Source organism: Acuticoccus kalidii, from assembly GCF_021556395.1.
Lineage (GTDB): Bacteria > Pseudomonadota > Alphaproteobacteria > Rhizobiales > Amorphaceae > Acuticoccus > Acuticoccus kalidii.
Window position 1 is genome coordinate 218,762 of sequence record NZ_JAKGCS010000015.1, and the last position, 15,724, is coordinate 234,485.

At 68.6% G+C, this 15,724-nt stretch carries 14 protein-coding genes; 7 read left to right on the forward strand and 7 right to left on the reverse strand.

The window, feature by feature from the left end; genetic code table 11:
• Window positions 1-2: 2 nt before the first annotated feature.
• On the reverse strand, window positions 3-1,067 hold the full coding sequence (locus L1787_RS09020; RefSeq protein ID WP_235708472.1) for a YcjF family protein: 1,065 nt from the start codon (window positions 1,065-1,067) through the stop codon (window positions 3-5).
• Entirely contained in the window at window positions 1,064-2,461 is a 1,398-nt protein-coding gene (locus L1787_RS09025; RefSeq protein WP_235708716.1) for a YcjX family GTP-binding protein, read from the reverse strand. Before L1787_RS09025 ends, L1787_RS09020 begins: the two co-directional genes overlap by 4 nt.
• Window positions 2,462-2,662: 201 nt before the next feature.
• Between L1787_RS09025 and L1787_RS09030 the strand changes: the two genes are divergently transcribed.
• Both L1787_RS09030 and L1787_RS09035 read left to right on the forward strand, forming a co-directional pair.
• Window positions 2,663-3,568 (forward strand): diacylglycerol/lipid kinase family protein, encoded by a 906-nt coding sequence (locus tag L1787_RS09030; RefSeq protein ID WP_235708473.1) that lies wholly within the window; start codon window positions 2,663-2,665, stop codon window positions 3,566-3,568.
• On the forward strand, window positions 3,565-4,536 hold the full coding sequence (locus tag L1787_RS09035) for a metallophosphoesterase family protein (RefSeq protein WP_235708474.1): 972 nt from the start codon (window positions 3,565-3,567) through the stop codon (window positions 4,534-4,536). The genes L1787_RS09030 and L1787_RS09035 overlap by 4 nt, the downstream gene beginning before the upstream one ends.
• On the opposite strand, the gene L1787_RS09040 is transcribed toward L1787_RS09035, so the two are convergent.
• From L1787_RS09040 to L1787_RS09050, 3 genes are all read right to left on the reverse strand, one after another.
• Window positions 4,484-6,520, reverse strand: a complete 2,037-nt coding sequence (locus L1787_RS09040; RefSeq protein ID WP_235708475.1) for a putative bifunctional diguanylate cyclase/phosphodiesterase — start codon at window positions 6,518-6,520, stop codon at window positions 4,484-4,486. The genes L1787_RS09035 and L1787_RS09040 overlap by 53 nt on opposite strands.
• Window positions 6,521-6,801: 281 nt before the next feature.
• Window positions 6,802-7,935, reverse strand: coding sequence for an alpha-D-ribose 1-methylphosphonate 5-triphosphate diphosphatase (locus tag L1787_RS09045; protein WP_369415076.1), 1,134 nt, complete (start codon window positions 7,933-7,935; stop codon window positions 6,802-6,804).
• Window positions 7,936-7,939: 4 nt separating this feature from the next.
• A complete protein-coding gene (locus L1787_RS09050; RefSeq protein ID WP_235708477.1) occupies window positions 7,940-8,599 on the reverse strand; it encodes a DUF1045 domain-containing protein in 660 nt (219 codons plus the stop codon).
• A 243-nt stretch (window positions 8,600-8,842) separates the two neighbouring features.
• Here L1787_RS09050 and L1787_RS09055 point away from each other — a divergent pair, with 243 nt between their 5' ends.
• Complete coding sequence (locus tag L1787_RS09055; RefSeq protein ID WP_235708478.1) at window positions 8,843-9,127, forward strand: hypothetical protein; 285 nt, start codon at window positions 8,843-8,845, stop codon at window positions 9,125-9,127.
• A 12-nt stretch (window positions 9,128-9,139) separates the two neighbouring features.
• Here L1787_RS09055 and L1787_RS09060 read toward each other — a convergent pair whose 3' ends face one another.
• Window positions 9,140-9,673 carry a GNAT family N-acetyltransferase gene (locus L1787_RS09060; RefSeq protein WP_235708479.1) on the reverse strand — a complete coding sequence of 178 codons (534 nt, stop codon included), beginning with the start codon at window positions 9,671-9,673 and terminating at the stop codon, window positions 9,140-9,142.
• Window positions 9,674-9,775: 102 nt separating this feature from the next.
• Here L1787_RS09060 and L1787_RS09065 point away from each other — a divergent pair, with 102 nt between their 5' ends.
• A complete protein-coding gene (locus tag L1787_RS09065; protein WP_235708480.1) occupies window positions 9,776-10,108 on the forward strand; it encodes a hypothetical protein in 333 nt (110 codons plus the stop codon).
• A 351-nt stretch (window positions 10,109-10,459) separates the two neighbouring features.
• On the opposite strand, the gene L1787_RS09070 is transcribed toward L1787_RS09065, so the two are convergent.
• A complete protein-coding gene (locus tag L1787_RS09070; protein ID WP_235708481.1) occupies window positions 10,460-10,855 on the reverse strand; it encodes a VOC family protein in 396 nt (131 codons plus the stop codon).
• Window positions 10,856-11,533: 678 nt separating this feature from the next.
• Here L1787_RS09070 and uraH point away from each other — a divergent pair.
• The 3 genes from uraH to xdhB are packed head-to-tail and all read left to right on the forward strand — an operon-like array spanning window position 11,534 to window position 15,722.
• Window positions 11,534-11,881, forward strand: a complete 348-nt coding sequence (uraH, locus tag L1787_RS09075; RefSeq protein ID WP_235708482.1) for a hydroxyisourate hydrolase — start codon at window positions 11,534-11,536, stop codon at window positions 11,879-11,881.
• 8 nt (window positions 11,882-11,889) lie between these two features.
• Entirely contained in the window at window positions 11,890-13,353 is a 1,464-nt protein-coding gene (xdhA, locus tag L1787_RS09080) for a xanthine dehydrogenase small subunit (protein WP_235708483.1), read from the forward strand.
• Window positions 13,350-15,722, forward strand: coding sequence for a xanthine dehydrogenase molybdopterin binding subunit (xdhB, locus tag L1787_RS09085; protein WP_235708484.1), 2,373 nt, complete (start codon window positions 13,350-13,352; stop codon window positions 15,720-15,722). The genes xdhA and xdhB overlap by 4 nt, the downstream gene beginning before the upstream one ends.
• Window positions 15,723-15,724 lie beyond the last annotated feature (2 nt).

A 15,724-nucleotide genomic window follows, 5' to 3' on the forward strand; every position in this document is an offset into this window, starting at 1 on the left:
CCCTACTCCTTGGCGTCCTTGCCGCGCGGCATCACCCGCGCGATCTCGGGCAGGATGTCGTTGATGCGCGGGCGGCGCGTGCCGGTGAACGGCAGCGGGCGCAACACGTCGAGCGTCGCGAGGCCGAGACGGGCGGTCATCAGCGCGTTGACGATCCCCTCGCCGAGCTTGGCCGAAAGGCGCGCGGCGATCCCCTGCCCCACCACCTCACCGACGAGCGTGTCGCCCGCCGCCATCCCGCCGGTGACGACGAGATGGGCGACGGCATGACGCAGGACCCGCAGGAAGCCGAGCGTTCCGGGCCGGCCGCCATAGATGTTGGCGATCCGCCGCACGAGGGTGAGGGCCGCGAAGATCACGAAGGCGAGGTCGACGAGGGCACGCGGCGACAGCGCCGTCACCGCGGCGACGCGCCGCGAGGTGGCGACGATCTCGTTGATCGCCTTGCGGTCGAGCGGGCCGAGGACTTCCCGCTCGGCGAGGGCGATGAGGTCGCGCCCGTCGATGATCTCGCGCATGTGGCCGCGCATCGCCTTGCGGCCGCGCGCCGTTTCCGGCCGGTCGCCATAAAGGTCGATCAGCTCCTTGAGGGCGGCGAGCGCCTCGTGCCGATCGTCGCTGAGGACGGCGTCGTCGGCCTTGCGGCGCAGCGATTCCACCTCCTTGAGGCGGCGCAGCGCGATCCATTCCCGCGCGACCATGCCGAAGAGGCCGAGCACCATCGCCGCGGCGAGCACCGCGGCGACATAGCCGAGCGCGGGAATGCGCGAGAGGAGATCCTCGATGAACGCATAGAGGGAGATCGAGAGGGCAAGACCCGCAAGGCCCGACAGGCCGATGGTGAAGAGCTTCAGCCACGTCCGGCCGGGCCGCTTGCGGAGCGGCTCGGGCTCGATCGCGACGGGCGGCGGCGGGGCCTCTTCCTGCTCCAGCGTCTCCGGGCCGAGCGTCGGTCCGGGGCGGGCGCGGCGGGCCTCGCGGCGCGGCTCGGCGCGCGGGGCCTCCTCCGCCTCCTCGTCGAAGGCCACCTCGTCGATTTCGAAGATCGTGGGGCGACGGCGCGTCACGACAGGCGGTCTCCGATCAGATATTGCAGCACGCGGTCCAGCCTGATGTGCGGCAAGGACAGCGTCAGGCCCGAGTTGGAGCGCTCCACCCGGCCCGGACGGAATCGCATCGTGGTGACACCATACTCGTCCCGCACCTCCTCGAACACTGCCGATGGATCATCGGGGAGATCGCCCGGAAAGAGGCCGATTTCCGCCTCCCCGTCGAAGACGCGCCCGTTGATCCGCTCGCCCGCCATCGGCGTGCCGACGATGGTCGGCCAGACCTCACCATCGCGGGTGACACTCGCCTCACGCGTCGCCCGCACCGCGGCCATCGCCGCGACGTCGACGGCGGCGCCGGTGAACTGCGCCCGTTCCTTCGCCTCCGCGACGAGATGTTCGAGGATGCGCTCCAGCCGGTCGTGATCGGTGTGATGGATGTGGTCCGCCTTCGTCGCGACGAAGAGGATCCGGTCGATCCGGCGATCGACGAGCGAGCCGAGAAAGGACAGCCGTCCGGTGCGGAAACAGGCGAGCACGGAGGAGAGCGCGCGCCGCAGCTCGTCGAGCGCCTCCGGCCCGCCATTCAGCGCCGCGAGCACGTCGACGAGGACGATCTGCCGGTCGAGCCTTGCGAAATGGTCGCGGAAAAACGGGCGGACGACGTGGGTTTTGTAGGCCTCATAGCGCCGCTCCATCATCGCCCAGAGCGAGCCCGAGGGCATGTCGTCGGTATCCGGCAGGCGCAGCGGCGCGAAGGTCAGCGCCGGCGAGCCTTCCATGTCGCCCGGCATCAGGAAGCGGCCGGGCGGAAGGGCGGCGAGCGCATGAGGATCGGCGCGGGCGGCCTTCAGATAGCGCGTGAACGTCTCGGCGAGCGACTGGGCGTCGCCTTCCTTCGCGGGGGCGAGCGGATCGAGCGCGCCGATCTGAGCCCGGAAATCGCGGGATTCGACCGGCCGCCGCGCCGCCTCGTCGAGCGAGGTGGCGCACCAGTCTTTGAAGGAAAGATGCATCAAGGGAAGGTCGAGCAGCCATTCGCCGGGATAATCGACGAGGTCGAGATGCAACCGGCCGGGGCCGAAACGGCGGCCGAGAAAGCGCGCCGTCTCGTACTCGATCGTCACCCTGAGCTGCGCGATCTTGCGCGTCGAGGCCGGCCAGACGCGTTCATCCACAAGCGCGCGGACATGATCCTCGTATGGAAAACGCGGCACTTCGTCATCGGGCTGGGGAGCGAGATTGGCGCTCGACAGGCGGCCTTCGGCATAGGCGGCGAACAGCGGCAGCCGTCCGCCGTGGACGAGATTGTGCACCAGGGCGGCGAGAAAGACGGTCTTTCCCGAGCGGGAGAGGCCTGTCACGCCGAGCCTCAGGCTCGGCGCCATCAGCCCTCCGACACGCTCTTGCATCGTCGCGGCGGCCAGGCGCGCCTGGTCCTCGATCCGCCTCAACCTCTGCCGCAATGCATCTCTCCCTTGTCCGCCACCCCACTTAAGGGCAGGGTACGGCGCTGAACAGCCGGCGGACATTTCCGAAGCGCCCATTCGTTGAGCACACGCAACGGAAGGTCAGGCAGCGCGTTCGTTGTAGACCCTTCACGAAAGTCTGCGATGCCATCGGCAGTCCTTATCTTCAACACGTCATCCGGCACTTACCTCAATCAGGACCGGGCGCGCGACGATACGATCGCCCGTCTCGAAGCGGAGGGAATCCGCGTCCACGCCCTCGATGGGCCGATCAAACGGCAGATCCAGGAAAGCCGGGACAGTTCGGAGGATATCGTCATCGTCGCCGGTGGGGATGGGACGATTCGCGCCGCCATCGAAGCCCATCGCGGCGGCGGCCGACCGATCGGCATCATCCCCGGCGGGACGATGAACCTCCTCGCCCACGATTACGGCATCCCGATCGACCCGCTCGAAGCGGCCAAGGTGATCAGCGCAGGCCATGTGCGTCCGGTCGATTATGCCGCGATCGACAAGCACATCTTCCTGCACACCGCCTTCACGGGCCTGCCCGTGCGGATCGGCGTTCACCGCGAGAATCGGCGCGGCCGGATGCGGATGCTCGACCGGATCTGGCTCGGCCTCCATGCGCTCGCCACGCTGCCGCGTGATCCGAATCTCGTCTGCCTCGCCACCACGGTCGATGGCGAGGAACGCAAGCTCGAAGGCCGGTCCTTCGCCATCATCGTCGGCACGCTCGACCGGATGCTCCTGCCCGTGCCGCATCGCGCGACCGTGACCGGCGGCAAGATCACGGTGTTCGCGCTGCACCCCGAATCGGGCGTCGACGTCGCGCGTCTCCTGGTGCGCGGCGCCGTCGGCGCGCTCGCCGATGATCCGGACGTTGAACAGATTATCGCGACCCATGCGCGGATCAGCGGGCCGCGACGGCGGATTCATGCGATGCTGGACGGGGAACGCACGCTCGTGCCATCCCCTTGTTCCATAGAGGTGCGCACGGGCGAGGTGTCCGTTTTCACCCGCCCTGTCGCGCAAGAGGTAAGCGCATGACTCGACTTGCCCATATCTCCGACCTCCACTTCGGGTCCGAGGATCCGGAGACGACGGCCGCCCTGATCGACGAGCTGAATCGCGAGGAATTCGACCTCGTCATCCTCTCCGGCGATCTGACCATGGCCGCCCGTCACAGCGAGTTCGAGCGCGCCCGCGCCTTCATCGAAGCCCTGGAGTCCCCGGTGATCGCCGTCCCCGGCAATCACGACATCACGCCCTATGCGCTCGGCGAGCGCTTCTTCGCGCCCTATCGCCGCTGGCACTCTTATGTGAACAAGGAGCTCGAACCGAGCTGGTTCGGCCGCCACGTCGCGGTGATCGGTCTCAACACCGCCCGGCGCATGGCGCTTCGCCTCGACTGGTCGCACGGCAGCCTCTCCCGCAGTCAGATCGAAGAGCTGTCCGGTCGCTTCAAGCGCGCACGAGACAGCGCCTTCCGCATCGTCGTCGCGCATCACCCCTTCATCGCCGAGGACACCGAGGAGCTGTCCGACCGCCCGCGGGTGATGGTGCGCCGCGCTCAACAGGCCCTCGCCGCCTTCGCTGGACAGAAGGTCGACCTCGTGACCGCCGGCCATCTCCACCGCACCTATTCGGCCGCGTTCGACCAAGAGCCGCATGGCGGATCCGTCGTCGCCTCCCGCACCCAGCCCGGCCAGCGGGTGACGGTCATTCAGGCCGGGACGGCGCTGTCCTCCCGGACGCGGGGCGAGCCGAACAGCTTCAACCGGATCGAGATCGACGGCAGCGCACTCACCGTGCATCCGGTGACGTTCGGCCCCAATGGGTGGGAGCGTGATGCGATCCCGCTCGTCTCGATCGAGCGGCACACCCACTCCGAGCCCGCGATCGAGCTGACGCCGCCGAAGCCGGTCTCCTCGGTCTACGCGCCCGGCTCGAAGAGCGGGGACGCTAAAGCTGGATCCCCTCCAAGAGCGTCAAAATCCGCTCCTGGCGGCCAATGAACTGAAGCGCGTCATCGAACGGCAGGGCGTGGGAGAACACGAAGCCCTGCCCCATGGTGCAGCCGAGCATCCTGAGGTTTTTCAGCGTCTCCTCGTCCTCGATCCCTTCGGCGACGACGCCAAGGCCCAACTTGCGCGCCATCTGGACGATGGCGGCGACGATCTGCTGGTCGAGCGGGTTGATCGTGGAGTTGGTGACGAAGCTGCGGTCGATCTTCACTTCGCGGATGAACGGCTCGCGAATGTTCGTGAGCGAGGCGAAACCGGTGCCGAAATCGTCGAGCGCGACGCGAAAGCCGCGGTGGAACAGTTCGGTCAGATTGTCGTAGACGGTGCGCTTGTCGTGGATGAGGACGTTCTCCACGACCTCGAAGAGGATCTCGGTCGGCGCGACCTCGAATTCCGCCTGCAACCGCTCGATCTGATCGACGAGCTCCGGCCGCTCGAGCTGGATCTGGTTGAGATTGACGGCGATATGACCCGGCGACAGCCCCATATCGTGAAACTTGCGCACCGCGGCGAACGATCCCCGGAGCGCCACGTCGGACAGGACGCCGCCGATATCGCGGTCGTCGAACGCCTTGAAGAATGCGACGGGGCCGAGCGTTCCGCGCTCCGGATGCCGCCATCGGCACAACGCCTCGAAGCCGACGACGCAGCCGGTCCTCAGATCGAGCTTCGGCTGGAAGAAAGGCTCGAACTCGCCCCGCGCGAGGCCGGCGCGGACGTTCCAAATGAACGCCCGGTGCTGCTCGCGCCGTTCGCGCATCGCGGGGTCGAAACGTTTCAGCCCGTCGCCGCCGTCCGCCTTCGCCTCGAACAGCGCCTGCGAGGCGGCCCGATAGAGATCGACATCCGCCGACACATCGTCCGGGAAGAGCGCGAGGCCGAGGGAGACCTGGATATCGACCGGGCCGGACGGCGCAGTGACGCGCGTGCGCAGCAAGCCGCCGATCCGCTCGCCGAGATCGGCCATCGCGGCGCCGTCCTCGACCTCGGCGATCACCACGGCAAACTCGTCCCCCGCAAGGCGGATCAGGACATCCTGCGGGCCGATGACGGTCTTCAAGGTGCGCGCGACGTGGCGCAGAACTTCATCGCCCGCATCACGGCCGTTGGTGTCGTTGACGTCCTTGAAGTTGTCGACATCGACCATGAAGAGCGCGGCGCGGCGAGCGCCGTTCGCGGCGTCCTGGGTGGCTTTGGTGATGATGTCGTCGAGAACGGAGCGGTTATAGGCGCCGGTCAGGCTGTCCCGATCGGCGCCCTCGGTCGACAGATCCTGATGGGTGCGTGCGGCTCCCTTGTCGTGCAGGCTGAGGAACAGGCGGAGCGGCTCGCCGCCGGACCGTACGATCTCGCCGGTGAGGCGCAGCCGCGTCGGCGGCGTGCCGGCGCGCTCGCACTCCACGTCGAACGTGGTCATCTGCGGATCGGCGCCGGTGAGGAGGCGTGTCACGAAGGCGCGGTCGAGCGGCTGAAACGCCTCGGCGACCTCCGCAAGCCGCAGGAAAGGGCCGCCACCCAGCAGCGTCCCTGCGGTGGGCGACATCTCCAAGGTGTCCGACTTGAAGTCATGGCAGAGCGTTCCGACACCGAGCCGTCGCGCAGCGGGACCGGCCTCCTCCTCGTGAGAGAGGCGCTCCGCCCGCGCCGCTTTGCCGCCGGCGTCAGGATGGTTGAAACGGCCTTCGAGAAGGACCTGGTGGATGAGACCGACCGTGTCAGGCAGCGCGACGACGCCCTCGCCGATGCCGGCGATCCACGCGGTGCGGCCCGCGAAGGCGATCGGCATCGCGACGATGGTCGCCGGACCCGCAACGCTCCGAACCGTGATCGTCGCCGGACGGGCATCCGACTTGGGCACCTGCCAAGCGGCCGCGAGTTGAGACTGGAATGCCGGATCGCCGACCACGACGGGGCGGGAGTCGCCACTGTCGAGTATGGCGGCCTTCATCCCGAAGGACCGCATATACAAGGTCACGAGTCGGATCGCTCGCATGTGCGGATTCGACGTCTCGGTCACGCTGGCGCGCGACGATATTGCTTCAACGTCCATCGTTTCGTCAGACGTTGAGCAGTCTTCCTTCGCCGCCTGTCGCATTCAATGCCCGCACTAAAACGCCCTTGCCCTCTTCGGTCGGTCAGGAGAGCACACACGAGCCCCCCGGAGTTGACTATAATAGAGTAGCGCTTGTAGCGCGCTTGCATAGATGGCACGTGTCGTTTTGATTACCACACCCGGTTAATGACCCGGCGAAACGCCTACACCACGCGGGCACCTTCGCGCCAAACGGCACGGACCACGGGGATGTCCCCGTCCCCCGTCCGGCGCACGCGAACGAGATCGGCCCGCAACGACGTGGCGATTTGACCGCGGTCCGTCAGCCCGATCGCGGCCGCAGGCTCACGGGTGACCGTCGCGATCGCACGCGGCACGGTCCACCCTTCGCGTTCGCCGAGAACGAACGCCGCCTGCAGCATCGAAAACGGCACATAGTCAGAAGAGAGGATATCGAGCGCGCCGATATCGGCGAGTTCGCCCGCTGAGATATTGCCTGAATGTGAACCACCGCGGACGAGATTCGGCCCGCCCATCAGAATGCGCATCCCCGCCTCGCGCGAGGCGCGGGCGGCATCGATCGTCGTCGGAAATTCCGCGAGCGTGACGCCGTCGCGAACCGCTTCGGCCACGTGCTCGGCGGTCGCGTCGTCGTGGCTCGCGATCACCACGCCGCGCGCCTTGGCGAGCTCGGCGACCTCGCGCCGGTTGCGATCGGACCAGACCGCCGCGCGCTCGCGTCGCTCGGCCTGGAACCGCTCGAACTCGGGATCGGACATCCCGCTCTTCGTCTGGAAATAGGCGCGATAGGCGTCGAGCGAGCGGAATTGGCGCTGCCCGGGCGTGTGGTCCATCAGCGAGACGAGAGCGACCCCGTCGAGATCATCGAACAGATGGAAGCCCGGAACCGCATACTCGTCGGAGACCTCGCAGCGCAGATGGAAGCGGTGATCGACGCGCAGCCGCCCGTCGTCCTGCGCCGACTTGATATCGTTCGCGATCTGCCGCGAATCCTCCGAGGTGAGGGAGGAATCCGCGTCGAGCCCGACGCGCAGCGCGTCGAGCACCGTGGTGATCCCCGAGGCCGCGATCTGCGCGTCGTGGGCCTGTATCGCGGCGGTGCTGTTCCAGCGCACGCGCGGCCGCGGCGCGATATGGCCTTCCAGATGGTCGGTGTGAAGCTCGACGAGACCGGGGATCAGATAATCGCCCCCGCAGTCTTCCCCGCCCGGATGCGCCCCCTCCCCGATCGCCGTGATGCGGCCTTCGTCCATCACGAGATGGCCGAGGACCACCGCGTCCTCGAGAACGATGCGTGCGTTGGAGAGGATGGTCACGGGTTCACTCGCCGAGGTCATCTTGGGTTGCAATGATGGAGAACGGGCCCTTCGGCTCGTCCTCCCGGAAAATCGCATAGACGAGCCGATGCGGCACGCCGAGCAGGCCGTCAAAATGCGCCGCCGCGGCTTCGGTCACCGCCGGCACCGCGACGGCTTCGATCGAGCCGCTCAACGTCATATGGAAGACGAAGCGCTCCATGACGAACGGATAGCCCCACGCATCCAGCAATTCGCGCCCGCGGGCATCGAGAAGGCCGGGACTGCGGCGCGCGCGATCCGCCTCGTCGAGCGGCGCGCGGGCGCTCTCGAACGCCCGCACCACCGCCTCGGCGGCGGCCGCCACAGGGGCATGGTCGATCGCTTCGAGCGCGACGAAATGGCCGAGCTCGGCGATCTCCAGCGTCACCTCCAGCGGCGGCTGCTCGGCCGCGAAGGCCCGGAACCGGGCGATGAGATCGGCTTCCGACACGCCGGGGGCGAGGCTGAACGGCGCCCGCATCGTCGCGTGGAAGCCATAGCGCGCCGGCGCCGCGACGCGGGCCTGATGCGGTGCGGCCGGCTCACCGACGGCGCCGCTCAAGGCCGAACGGCCGAGCCACGCCTCGGCGCGCTCCAGAAGCGGCGACCCGTGTGGCGGTGTCAGATAGACGGCGTACCTCAAGCAGCGCTCACTTTTCATGTCCAGTCGAGGCCGTTCCTTAGACGAGCCGAGCCCGACATGGAATGACGTTTCGGTCTCGCACCCATGACAGAGACGGCGAGCGCGCCAGGCTCTTGCCCGGCGCGCGCTCCGAAAAGAGGCTTTGCGTTCGGCCGAACTGGTCGCAAACTCGCATGGCGGCTCGGCAGCGGCCCGGAGCGCAGAAAGGTCCACCGCGATGCGGCGCAGAGCGGATCCGTTCCCATGACTGGCGGCATGGCGCCGCGGCACGGCGCGATGCCCTCCGGCGCCCCATCGCCCGGCGCGACGCGGCACCCGTCGCCGCTCGTCCGCGCAGTCTCGATCGCCGGGATGCTCGCCGCCCCGTTCATGCCGATCGCCAAGCCGATGGCGGTTCACCCGCCTCCCGTCGCGCGGCGGCGTAAGGCGCGCCCCTTTTTCGGACGATCCCCGGCGGAAAATCTCATGGTGGCGGCGCTTCTCGCGGCCGCCCTCGGCGTCGTCATCCGCAATGCGCGCCGACGCTGAAGGCCGGACCGCTCACGCCTCGCCGGCCGGGGCGGGCGCCGAGCGAAGCCGCGCCATGACGAGACTGTCGACGAGGACGCCGTCGCGCAGGACATCGGCGCGGAGCCGCCCCTCGGTCTCGAATCCGAACCGCTCATAAAGCGCGATCGCCCGGTGATTGTCGGCGAGAACGTCGAGATGGACGCGGACGAGGCCGAGCCAACCGTCGGCCATGTCGAGCGCGGCGCCGAGAAGGGCCGCGCCGATCCCCTCGCCCCAATGATCGTCATGGACCGCGAGACCGAAGCCCGCGCTGTGGGCCTTGCGCCCGCGGCCCCGCTCCAGGAATGCCCAACCGACGACCGCCTCCCGCGTCGCCGCGACGATCGCGAACTGGTCGGCAGGCCGTTCGAGGAAGCGGCGCGCGACCTCCGCCTCGCTCGCGAAGGGAAGGCGGTGCGTTCCGGCGCGGACGCCGGGGAGGTTGGTCATCGCCGTGAGCGAGGAAACGTCGCGCGGCTCCGGCGCGCGGAGCACGAGATCCGCCATCGTCCGATCGGCGGCCATCACCACACTCGCTTAAGTTGCATTCGACGTCCGTCCGGGTTAGTCTCGAAATCCTCTCCACAGCCGGAGGGGCCGATGGAGCAGCCAACAGAAGGGCCGATCATGACAGCATTCGTCGCGACCGCCACTCGCCGCCGCAGCGCGTTCGGCGTTTTCTGCAAGTGGAGCTTCATCGGCTTCAATTTTCTGATGCTCGTGTGGCTCCTCTCCACCTTCGGCGCCCTGGCGGAGGGGAACGATGGTGCGATCCACCGCGCCACCACCGGCAGCGCGATGATCGGAACGATCTGGATCTTCGGCGCCGTGCTCCTCGGCATCGTCATGGTGTCGACGCGGGGGCCACTCATCCGTGCCGGCCCGCCCGGCGGCGTCCGCTTCGTCATCGACGTGTCCGAGGCCCGTCCACCGGCCGGGACAAGGCCGCCGCCATCATAGCGGTCCGCATCATGGTGTCGTGGCGGGACGGCTTCGCCGCACGGGCGTCATGGCGCCGCTGGACGACCGAGTCGGCCCCGCCGCAAAGGCGGGGCGACGCCGCCGCATGGGCAACACGGCTCCGCCGCAAGGCCGAGACGGCTGCGCTGCATGACCAAAACGGCACCGCCGCACTGGCGAGACGCCTCCGCCGTATTGGAGAGATCGCCGCATCGCCGAGCCCGGCCACGCGTCGTCCGCCCTCCCCGCCCGCGACCGTCGGGCGAGCCAGTCGGCTCATCATCCACCCGGATGGTTCGCGAGTCGGCGAGGCACCGCGGCGGCCGATCCTCGGCGCCCCCTCCGATCGGATCAGGCGAGGCTCAATTGCCAGGAGACGCCGAAGCGGTCCTTCACCCAGCCGAATTTTGAGCTGAAGGGATAGGCGTCGAGCGGCATCATCACCTCGCCCCCCTCGGAGAGGCCACCGAAGAGGCGCTCGATCTCCGCGTCGCTCGAACATTCGACGACGATCGACATCGAGGGCGTAAACCCGAACCCGTGCTCGATCGGCGAATCGATGGCCGCGAAATTCTGCCCTGCGAGCGTCCAAGCGGCGTGCTTCACCGTTCCGACGGGGCCCGGCTCGCCGTCCTCATAAAGATCGACATGGTCCATCCGCATGTCCTCGAAGAGGGAACGATAAAGATCGATCGCCTCGCTCGCCCGGCCGGTGAACATCAGGAACGTGCTGAAGCGCTGCGCCATTTTATCGTCTCCTCTCGGGCCCGCTCATCGGCCGAAGCACGGCTGCCCCCGGCGGTTTGCCATCGGGCAGCAAATTGTTTCGGCACGAACACGCGGCCATTCATCATGCGGACAAGCACGGTGCATTTACCGCGCTCCACCAACAATGGCGCGAAACCCGCGCCAAACAACAACGGCGCGACGCCCGCGCCAAACAATAATGGCGCGATCCCCGCGCCCGGCTGACACCTCTGCGCGTTACATGCGCAAATTGGACACAACGAGGCGGCTCCGCGTTCCACGGTCGAAACCGGGCCGCTCCGCGCCCAGATCAAAAATCCGGGCGGATCGGCACCGGCCGCGCACAATCGGCCGGCACGCACGCCGATCCGGCGATTCCAGCCGCCCCACGCGCCCGGCCGACACAATCCAAGTGGCCCGCGTCGCACGAAGCGCGCTGACCAGCCCCGCCAGCCCATCTAGCAGATCCGGCCGGACGATGGCGATCCCGGAGCGGGATGATTGCCTGCCAGCAACCCGGCCGGCCGCTTTAACGCACGGGCATCCGGACCGAATAACCGTCGCGTGAGGCCGTCGGCGCATCGGGCGCAGCTTTCGGCAAGCCAAACCCGTCGTTGTGGATCGCCGCATTCTGTGCCGTGATGGGGTGCCGACAGATCGAGCGCACGAGGAGGCGGTATGGCGGGCTATCTCACCACCCACGTACTCGACACCGCACATGGAATACCCGCATCCGGCGTCGCCATCACCTTGTGCGACGCGGACGGCAACGAAATCACCCGCGCCACCACCAACGCCGACGGACGGGTCGAGACGCCACTCCTCGCCGGCGATCAATTCCGCGCCGACGCCTATACGCTCGAGTTCGAGGTCGGCGACTATTTCCGCCGCCTCGGCGTCGATCTCGCCGATCCCGCCTTTCTCGACACCGTGGTGATCGCGTTTGGCATCTCCGACGAGGAGGCGCACTATCACGTGCCGCTACTCGTCTCGCCCTACGGATATTCGACCTATCGAGGGAGTTGAGCCCGCCGATGCGTGAGAGCCCGTCCACCGAGACGATCACGTTCTTTCTCAACGGCGAACGCGTCGACATCGCCGACATGCCGCCGACGACGACGCTTCTCGAATGGCTGCGCGCCCGCGGCCTCACCGGCGCCAAAGAAGGGTGCGCCGAGGGCGATTGCGGCGCCTGCACCGTCGCCGTGCGCCGCCCCGACGGCGCGGGCCTCGCGACCCGGGCCGTGAACGCCTGCATCATGGCCCTGCCGATGGCCCATGGCGCCGATATCGTCACCATCGAGGGCATCGCGGCCGACGGCGCGCCGCACCCGATCCAGCGCGAGATGGCCGACCGGCACGCCTCCCAATGCGGCTTCTGCACCCCCGGCATCGTGATGGCGCTGTGGAGCCGCGAGGCCGGAGCGCCGGCCGATCGACAGGCCGTCGAAGACCGGCTCGCCGGCAATCTGTGCCGCTGCACCGGCTATGGTCCGATCCTCGAGGCAGCGGAGGCGAGCGCCGCGGCGGCGGACGCCCTCGGCGATCCGGTCGCCGACGCCGCCCGCGCCGACGCCCTCGCCGCCATCCCGCCCCTCGATTATCGCGCCGACGACCGCCGCTTCCTCGCCCCCGACACGGAGGCCGCTTTCGCCGACGCCCTCGCCGATGCCCCCGACGCGACGATCCTGTCGGGCGCCACCGATTTCGGCCTATGGATCACCAAGCGCCTCTTCGATCCGCCGATGATCCTGTCGACGGCGCGCCTCGACGCGTTGAAGACGATCGAGCGCGAGGGTGACCAGCTCGTCGTCGGCGCCGCGCTCCCCCTCGCCGCCTTCGCCGCCGCGGTGCTCGCGCCGTGGCCGCAGCTCGGCGAGATGATGCGCCGCTTCGGCGGGATGCAGGTGCGAAATGCCGGCACCGTCGGCGGCAATATCGCGAACGGCTCGCCGATCGGTGACCTGCCGCCGGCCCTGATCGCGGCCGGGGCGACGCTGGAGCTCGGCCACCGGGACGGCCCGCGGCGGCTGCCGCTCGAGGAGTATTTCATCGCCTATGGCCAGCAGGACCGGCAGCCGGGCGAATATGTCCGCCGCGTGCTGATCCCACTCGCCGGGTTGGACAGGCTGTCCTGCCACAAAGTGTCGAAGCGCTTCGATTCCGATATCACCGCCATTCTCGGCTGTTTCGCGCTCACCCTCGAGGTCGGCGTCGTCGCCGAGGCCCGGCTCGCCTTCGGCGGCATGGCCGGCACGCCGAAACGCGCGCTCGCCACCGAAGCCGCGCTCGTCGGCAAGATCTACGACCGCGAGAGCGTCGCCTCGGCGGCCTCAGCGCTCGCCGAGGACTTTCAACCGATGAGCGACCAGCGCGCCTCCGCCGCCTACCGCCTCGCGGTGGCGAAGAATCTTTTGATGCGCGATGTCGTGGAGCGGACGGCGCCCGAAACGGTAACCCGCCTCGCCGGGCGCGCCGCCGAGCGGATCGGCGCATGATGGAGGACTATCTGCCCCCCGCCGAGGCCGGCCGTCTCCGCCCGGACCCCGCCCCCGCGACGCCGCATCCGGCGCACGGCGAGACGCATCGCCCGCACAAGCACGATTCGGGCGACAAGCACGTCTCCGGCCGCGCGATCTATGCCGATGACATTGCCGAACCCGCAGCGCTCGTCCACGTCTACATCGCCTATGCGCGCTTTGCGAAGGGCCGGCTTGCCGCCGATCTCGACAAGGTGGCCGCCGCGCCCGGCGTCATCAAAGTCCTCACGGGGGACGATGTGCGCGGCGAGAACGATGTCGGCCCGGTCAAGCACGACGAAATCATGCTCGCGCTCGAAGGCGGGATTGCCGCGGTCGCCTATCACGGCCAGCCGCTCTTCGCCGTGGTGGCCGAGACGCGGCGGTCGGCCCGGCTCGCGGCCGAATGCGCCGTCATCGAGGCGGTGGAGGAGACCCCCGTCATCACCATCGAGGACGCGATCGCCGCCGGCGATGCCGTCGACGCGCCCTATCGCATGGCCCGTGGCGACGCCGCCGCCGCGATCGCGGCCGCGCCCCACCGCCTCGCCGGCCGGATCGAGATCGGCGGCCAGGAGCATTTCTCCCTCGAAGGCCAAATCGCGATCGCCACCCCCGGCGAGGACGACGACATGCACGTCGTGTCCTCCACGCAGCATCCGTCCGAAACGCAGGAGGTGGTCGCCCGCGTTCTCGGCGTGCCCGCCCATGCGGTGACGGTGGAGGCGCGCCGTCTCGGCGGCGGCTTCGGCGGCAAGGAGACGCAAGGCAATCTGATGGCCGCGATCGCCGCCCTTGCCGCACGCGCCACCGGCCGCCCCGCCAAGGTCCGGCCCGATCGGGACGACGATTTCATCATCACCGGCAAGCGCCACGATTTCCGCATCGATTACGAGGTGGGCTTCGACGCGGCCGGCCACCTTCTCGGCGTTTCGTTCATCCAGCACGCACGCTGTGGCTGGTCGCTCGATCTCAGCCGCGCGATCTGCGACCGTGCGATGTTCCACGCCGACAACGCCTATGCGATCCCCGCGCTCGACGTGGTGTCGCATCGCTGGCGCACCAACACGTGCTCCAACACCGCCTTTCGCGGCTTCGGCGGACCGCAGGGCATGGTGGGGATCGAACGGGTGATCGAGCACGTCGCCCACACGCTCGGCCTCGACCCGCTGGCGGTGCGGCGGGCGAACCTCTATCGCGCGTCGATGCCCGCCTCGGTGCGCACCACGCACTATCACATGGAGGTCGAGGACGCGGTGATCGACGAGATCGTCGATGATCTCGTCCGCACGTCCGACTACGAGGCCCGGCGCGCCGCGATCGCCGAATGGAACACCGCCTCGCCCATCATCAAGCGCGGCATCGCGCTGACGCCGGTGAAGTTCGGCATCTCCTTCACGACGACATTTCTCAACCAGGCGGGGGCGCTCGTCCACGTCTACAAAGACGGCTCGGTCATGATCAATCATGGCGGGATCGAGATGGGGCAAGGCGTCTATATCAAGGTCGCGCAGGTGGCGGCCGACGCGTTCGGCCTGCCGCTCGAGCGGGTGAAGATCACCGCCACGCGCACCGACAAGGTGCCGAACACCTCCGCCACCGCCGCCTCCTCCGGCGCGGACATGAACGCGATGGCGACGCTCGACGCCTGCGCCACGATCCGGGCGCGCCTCGCCGCCTTCGCCGCCGAGCGGGCCGGCGTCGCCGCCGAGGATGTCGTCTTCGCCGGCGGATGGGTCGATGCCGGGGCGACGCGGACCGACTTCGACGCCCTGGTGCACGAGGCCTATCTCGCCCGTATCGGCCTCTCCGCCACCGGCTTTTATGCGACGCCGCGCATCCACTGGGATCGGGAGAGCGCGTCCGGCCGCCCGTTTTATTATTTCGCTTATGGCGCCGCCGTCAGCGAGGCGGCGATCGACACGCTGACCGGAGAGAGCCGCATTCTGCGGGCCGACATTCTCCACGATGTCGGCCGGTCGCTGAATCCGGCGGTCGATCTCGGCCAGATCGAAGGCGGCTTCGTCCAGGGAATGGGCTGGCTCACCACCGAAGAATTGTGGTGGGACCGGACCGGCCGCCTCGCGACGCACGCCCCCTCGACCTACAAGATCCCCACCGCTGCCGACCGGCCGCGCGACATGCGGATCGCGATCTGGCCCAAGGGGGTGAACCGGGAGCTCACGGTGCGCCGCTCCAAGGCGGTCGGTGAGCCGCCGTTGATGCTCGCGATCTCGGCCCATCAGGCGATCGGCGCGGCGATCGCGGCGGCGAGCGGCGGCTTTGCGCATCTCGATGCCCCCGCGACGCCCGAACGGATTCTCGATGCCCTCTCCGGCGCCCGCTGAGG

Bases quoted from the DNA above. Each gene is read 5' to 3' on its own strand.
- L1787_RS09025 (WP_235708716.1), bottom strand. From the start codon at position 2,461: ATGCAAGAGCGTGTCGGAGGGCTGATGGCGCCGAGCCTGAGGCTCGGC.
- L1787_RS09030 (WP_235708473.1), top strand. From the start codon at position 2,663: ATGCCATCGGCAGTCCTTATCTTCAACACGTCATCCGGCACTTACCTC.
- L1787_RS09035 (WP_235708474.1), top strand. From the start codon at position 3,565: ATGACTCGACTTGCCCATATCTCCGACCTCCACTTCGGGTCCGAGGAT.
- L1787_RS09055 (WP_235708478.1), top strand. From the start codon at position 8,843: ATGACTGGCGGCATGGCGCCGCGGCACGGCGCGATGCCCTCCGGCGCC.
- L1787_RS09060 (WP_235708479.1), bottom strand. From the start codon at position 9,673: ATGGCCGCCGATCGGACGATGGCGGATCTCGTGCTCCGCGCGCCGGAG.
- L1787_RS09065 (WP_235708480.1), top strand. From the start codon at position 9,776: ATGACAGCATTCGTCGCGACCGCCACTCGCCGCCGCAGCGCGTTCGGC.
- L1787_RS09070 (WP_235708481.1), bottom strand. From the start codon at position 10,855: ATGGCGCAGCGCTTCAGCACGTTCCTGATGTTCACCGGCCGGGCGAGC.
- uraH (WP_235708482.1), top strand. From the start codon at position 11,534: ATGGCGGGCTATCTCACCACCCACGTACTCGACACCGCACATGGAATA.
- xdhA (WP_235708483.1), top strand. From the start codon at position 11,890: ATGCGTGAGAGCCCGTCCACCGAGACGATCACGTTCTTTCTCAACGGC.
- xdhB (WP_235708484.1), top strand. From the start codon at position 13,350: ATGATGGAGGACTATCTGCCCCCCGCCGAGGCCGGCCGTCTCCGCCCG.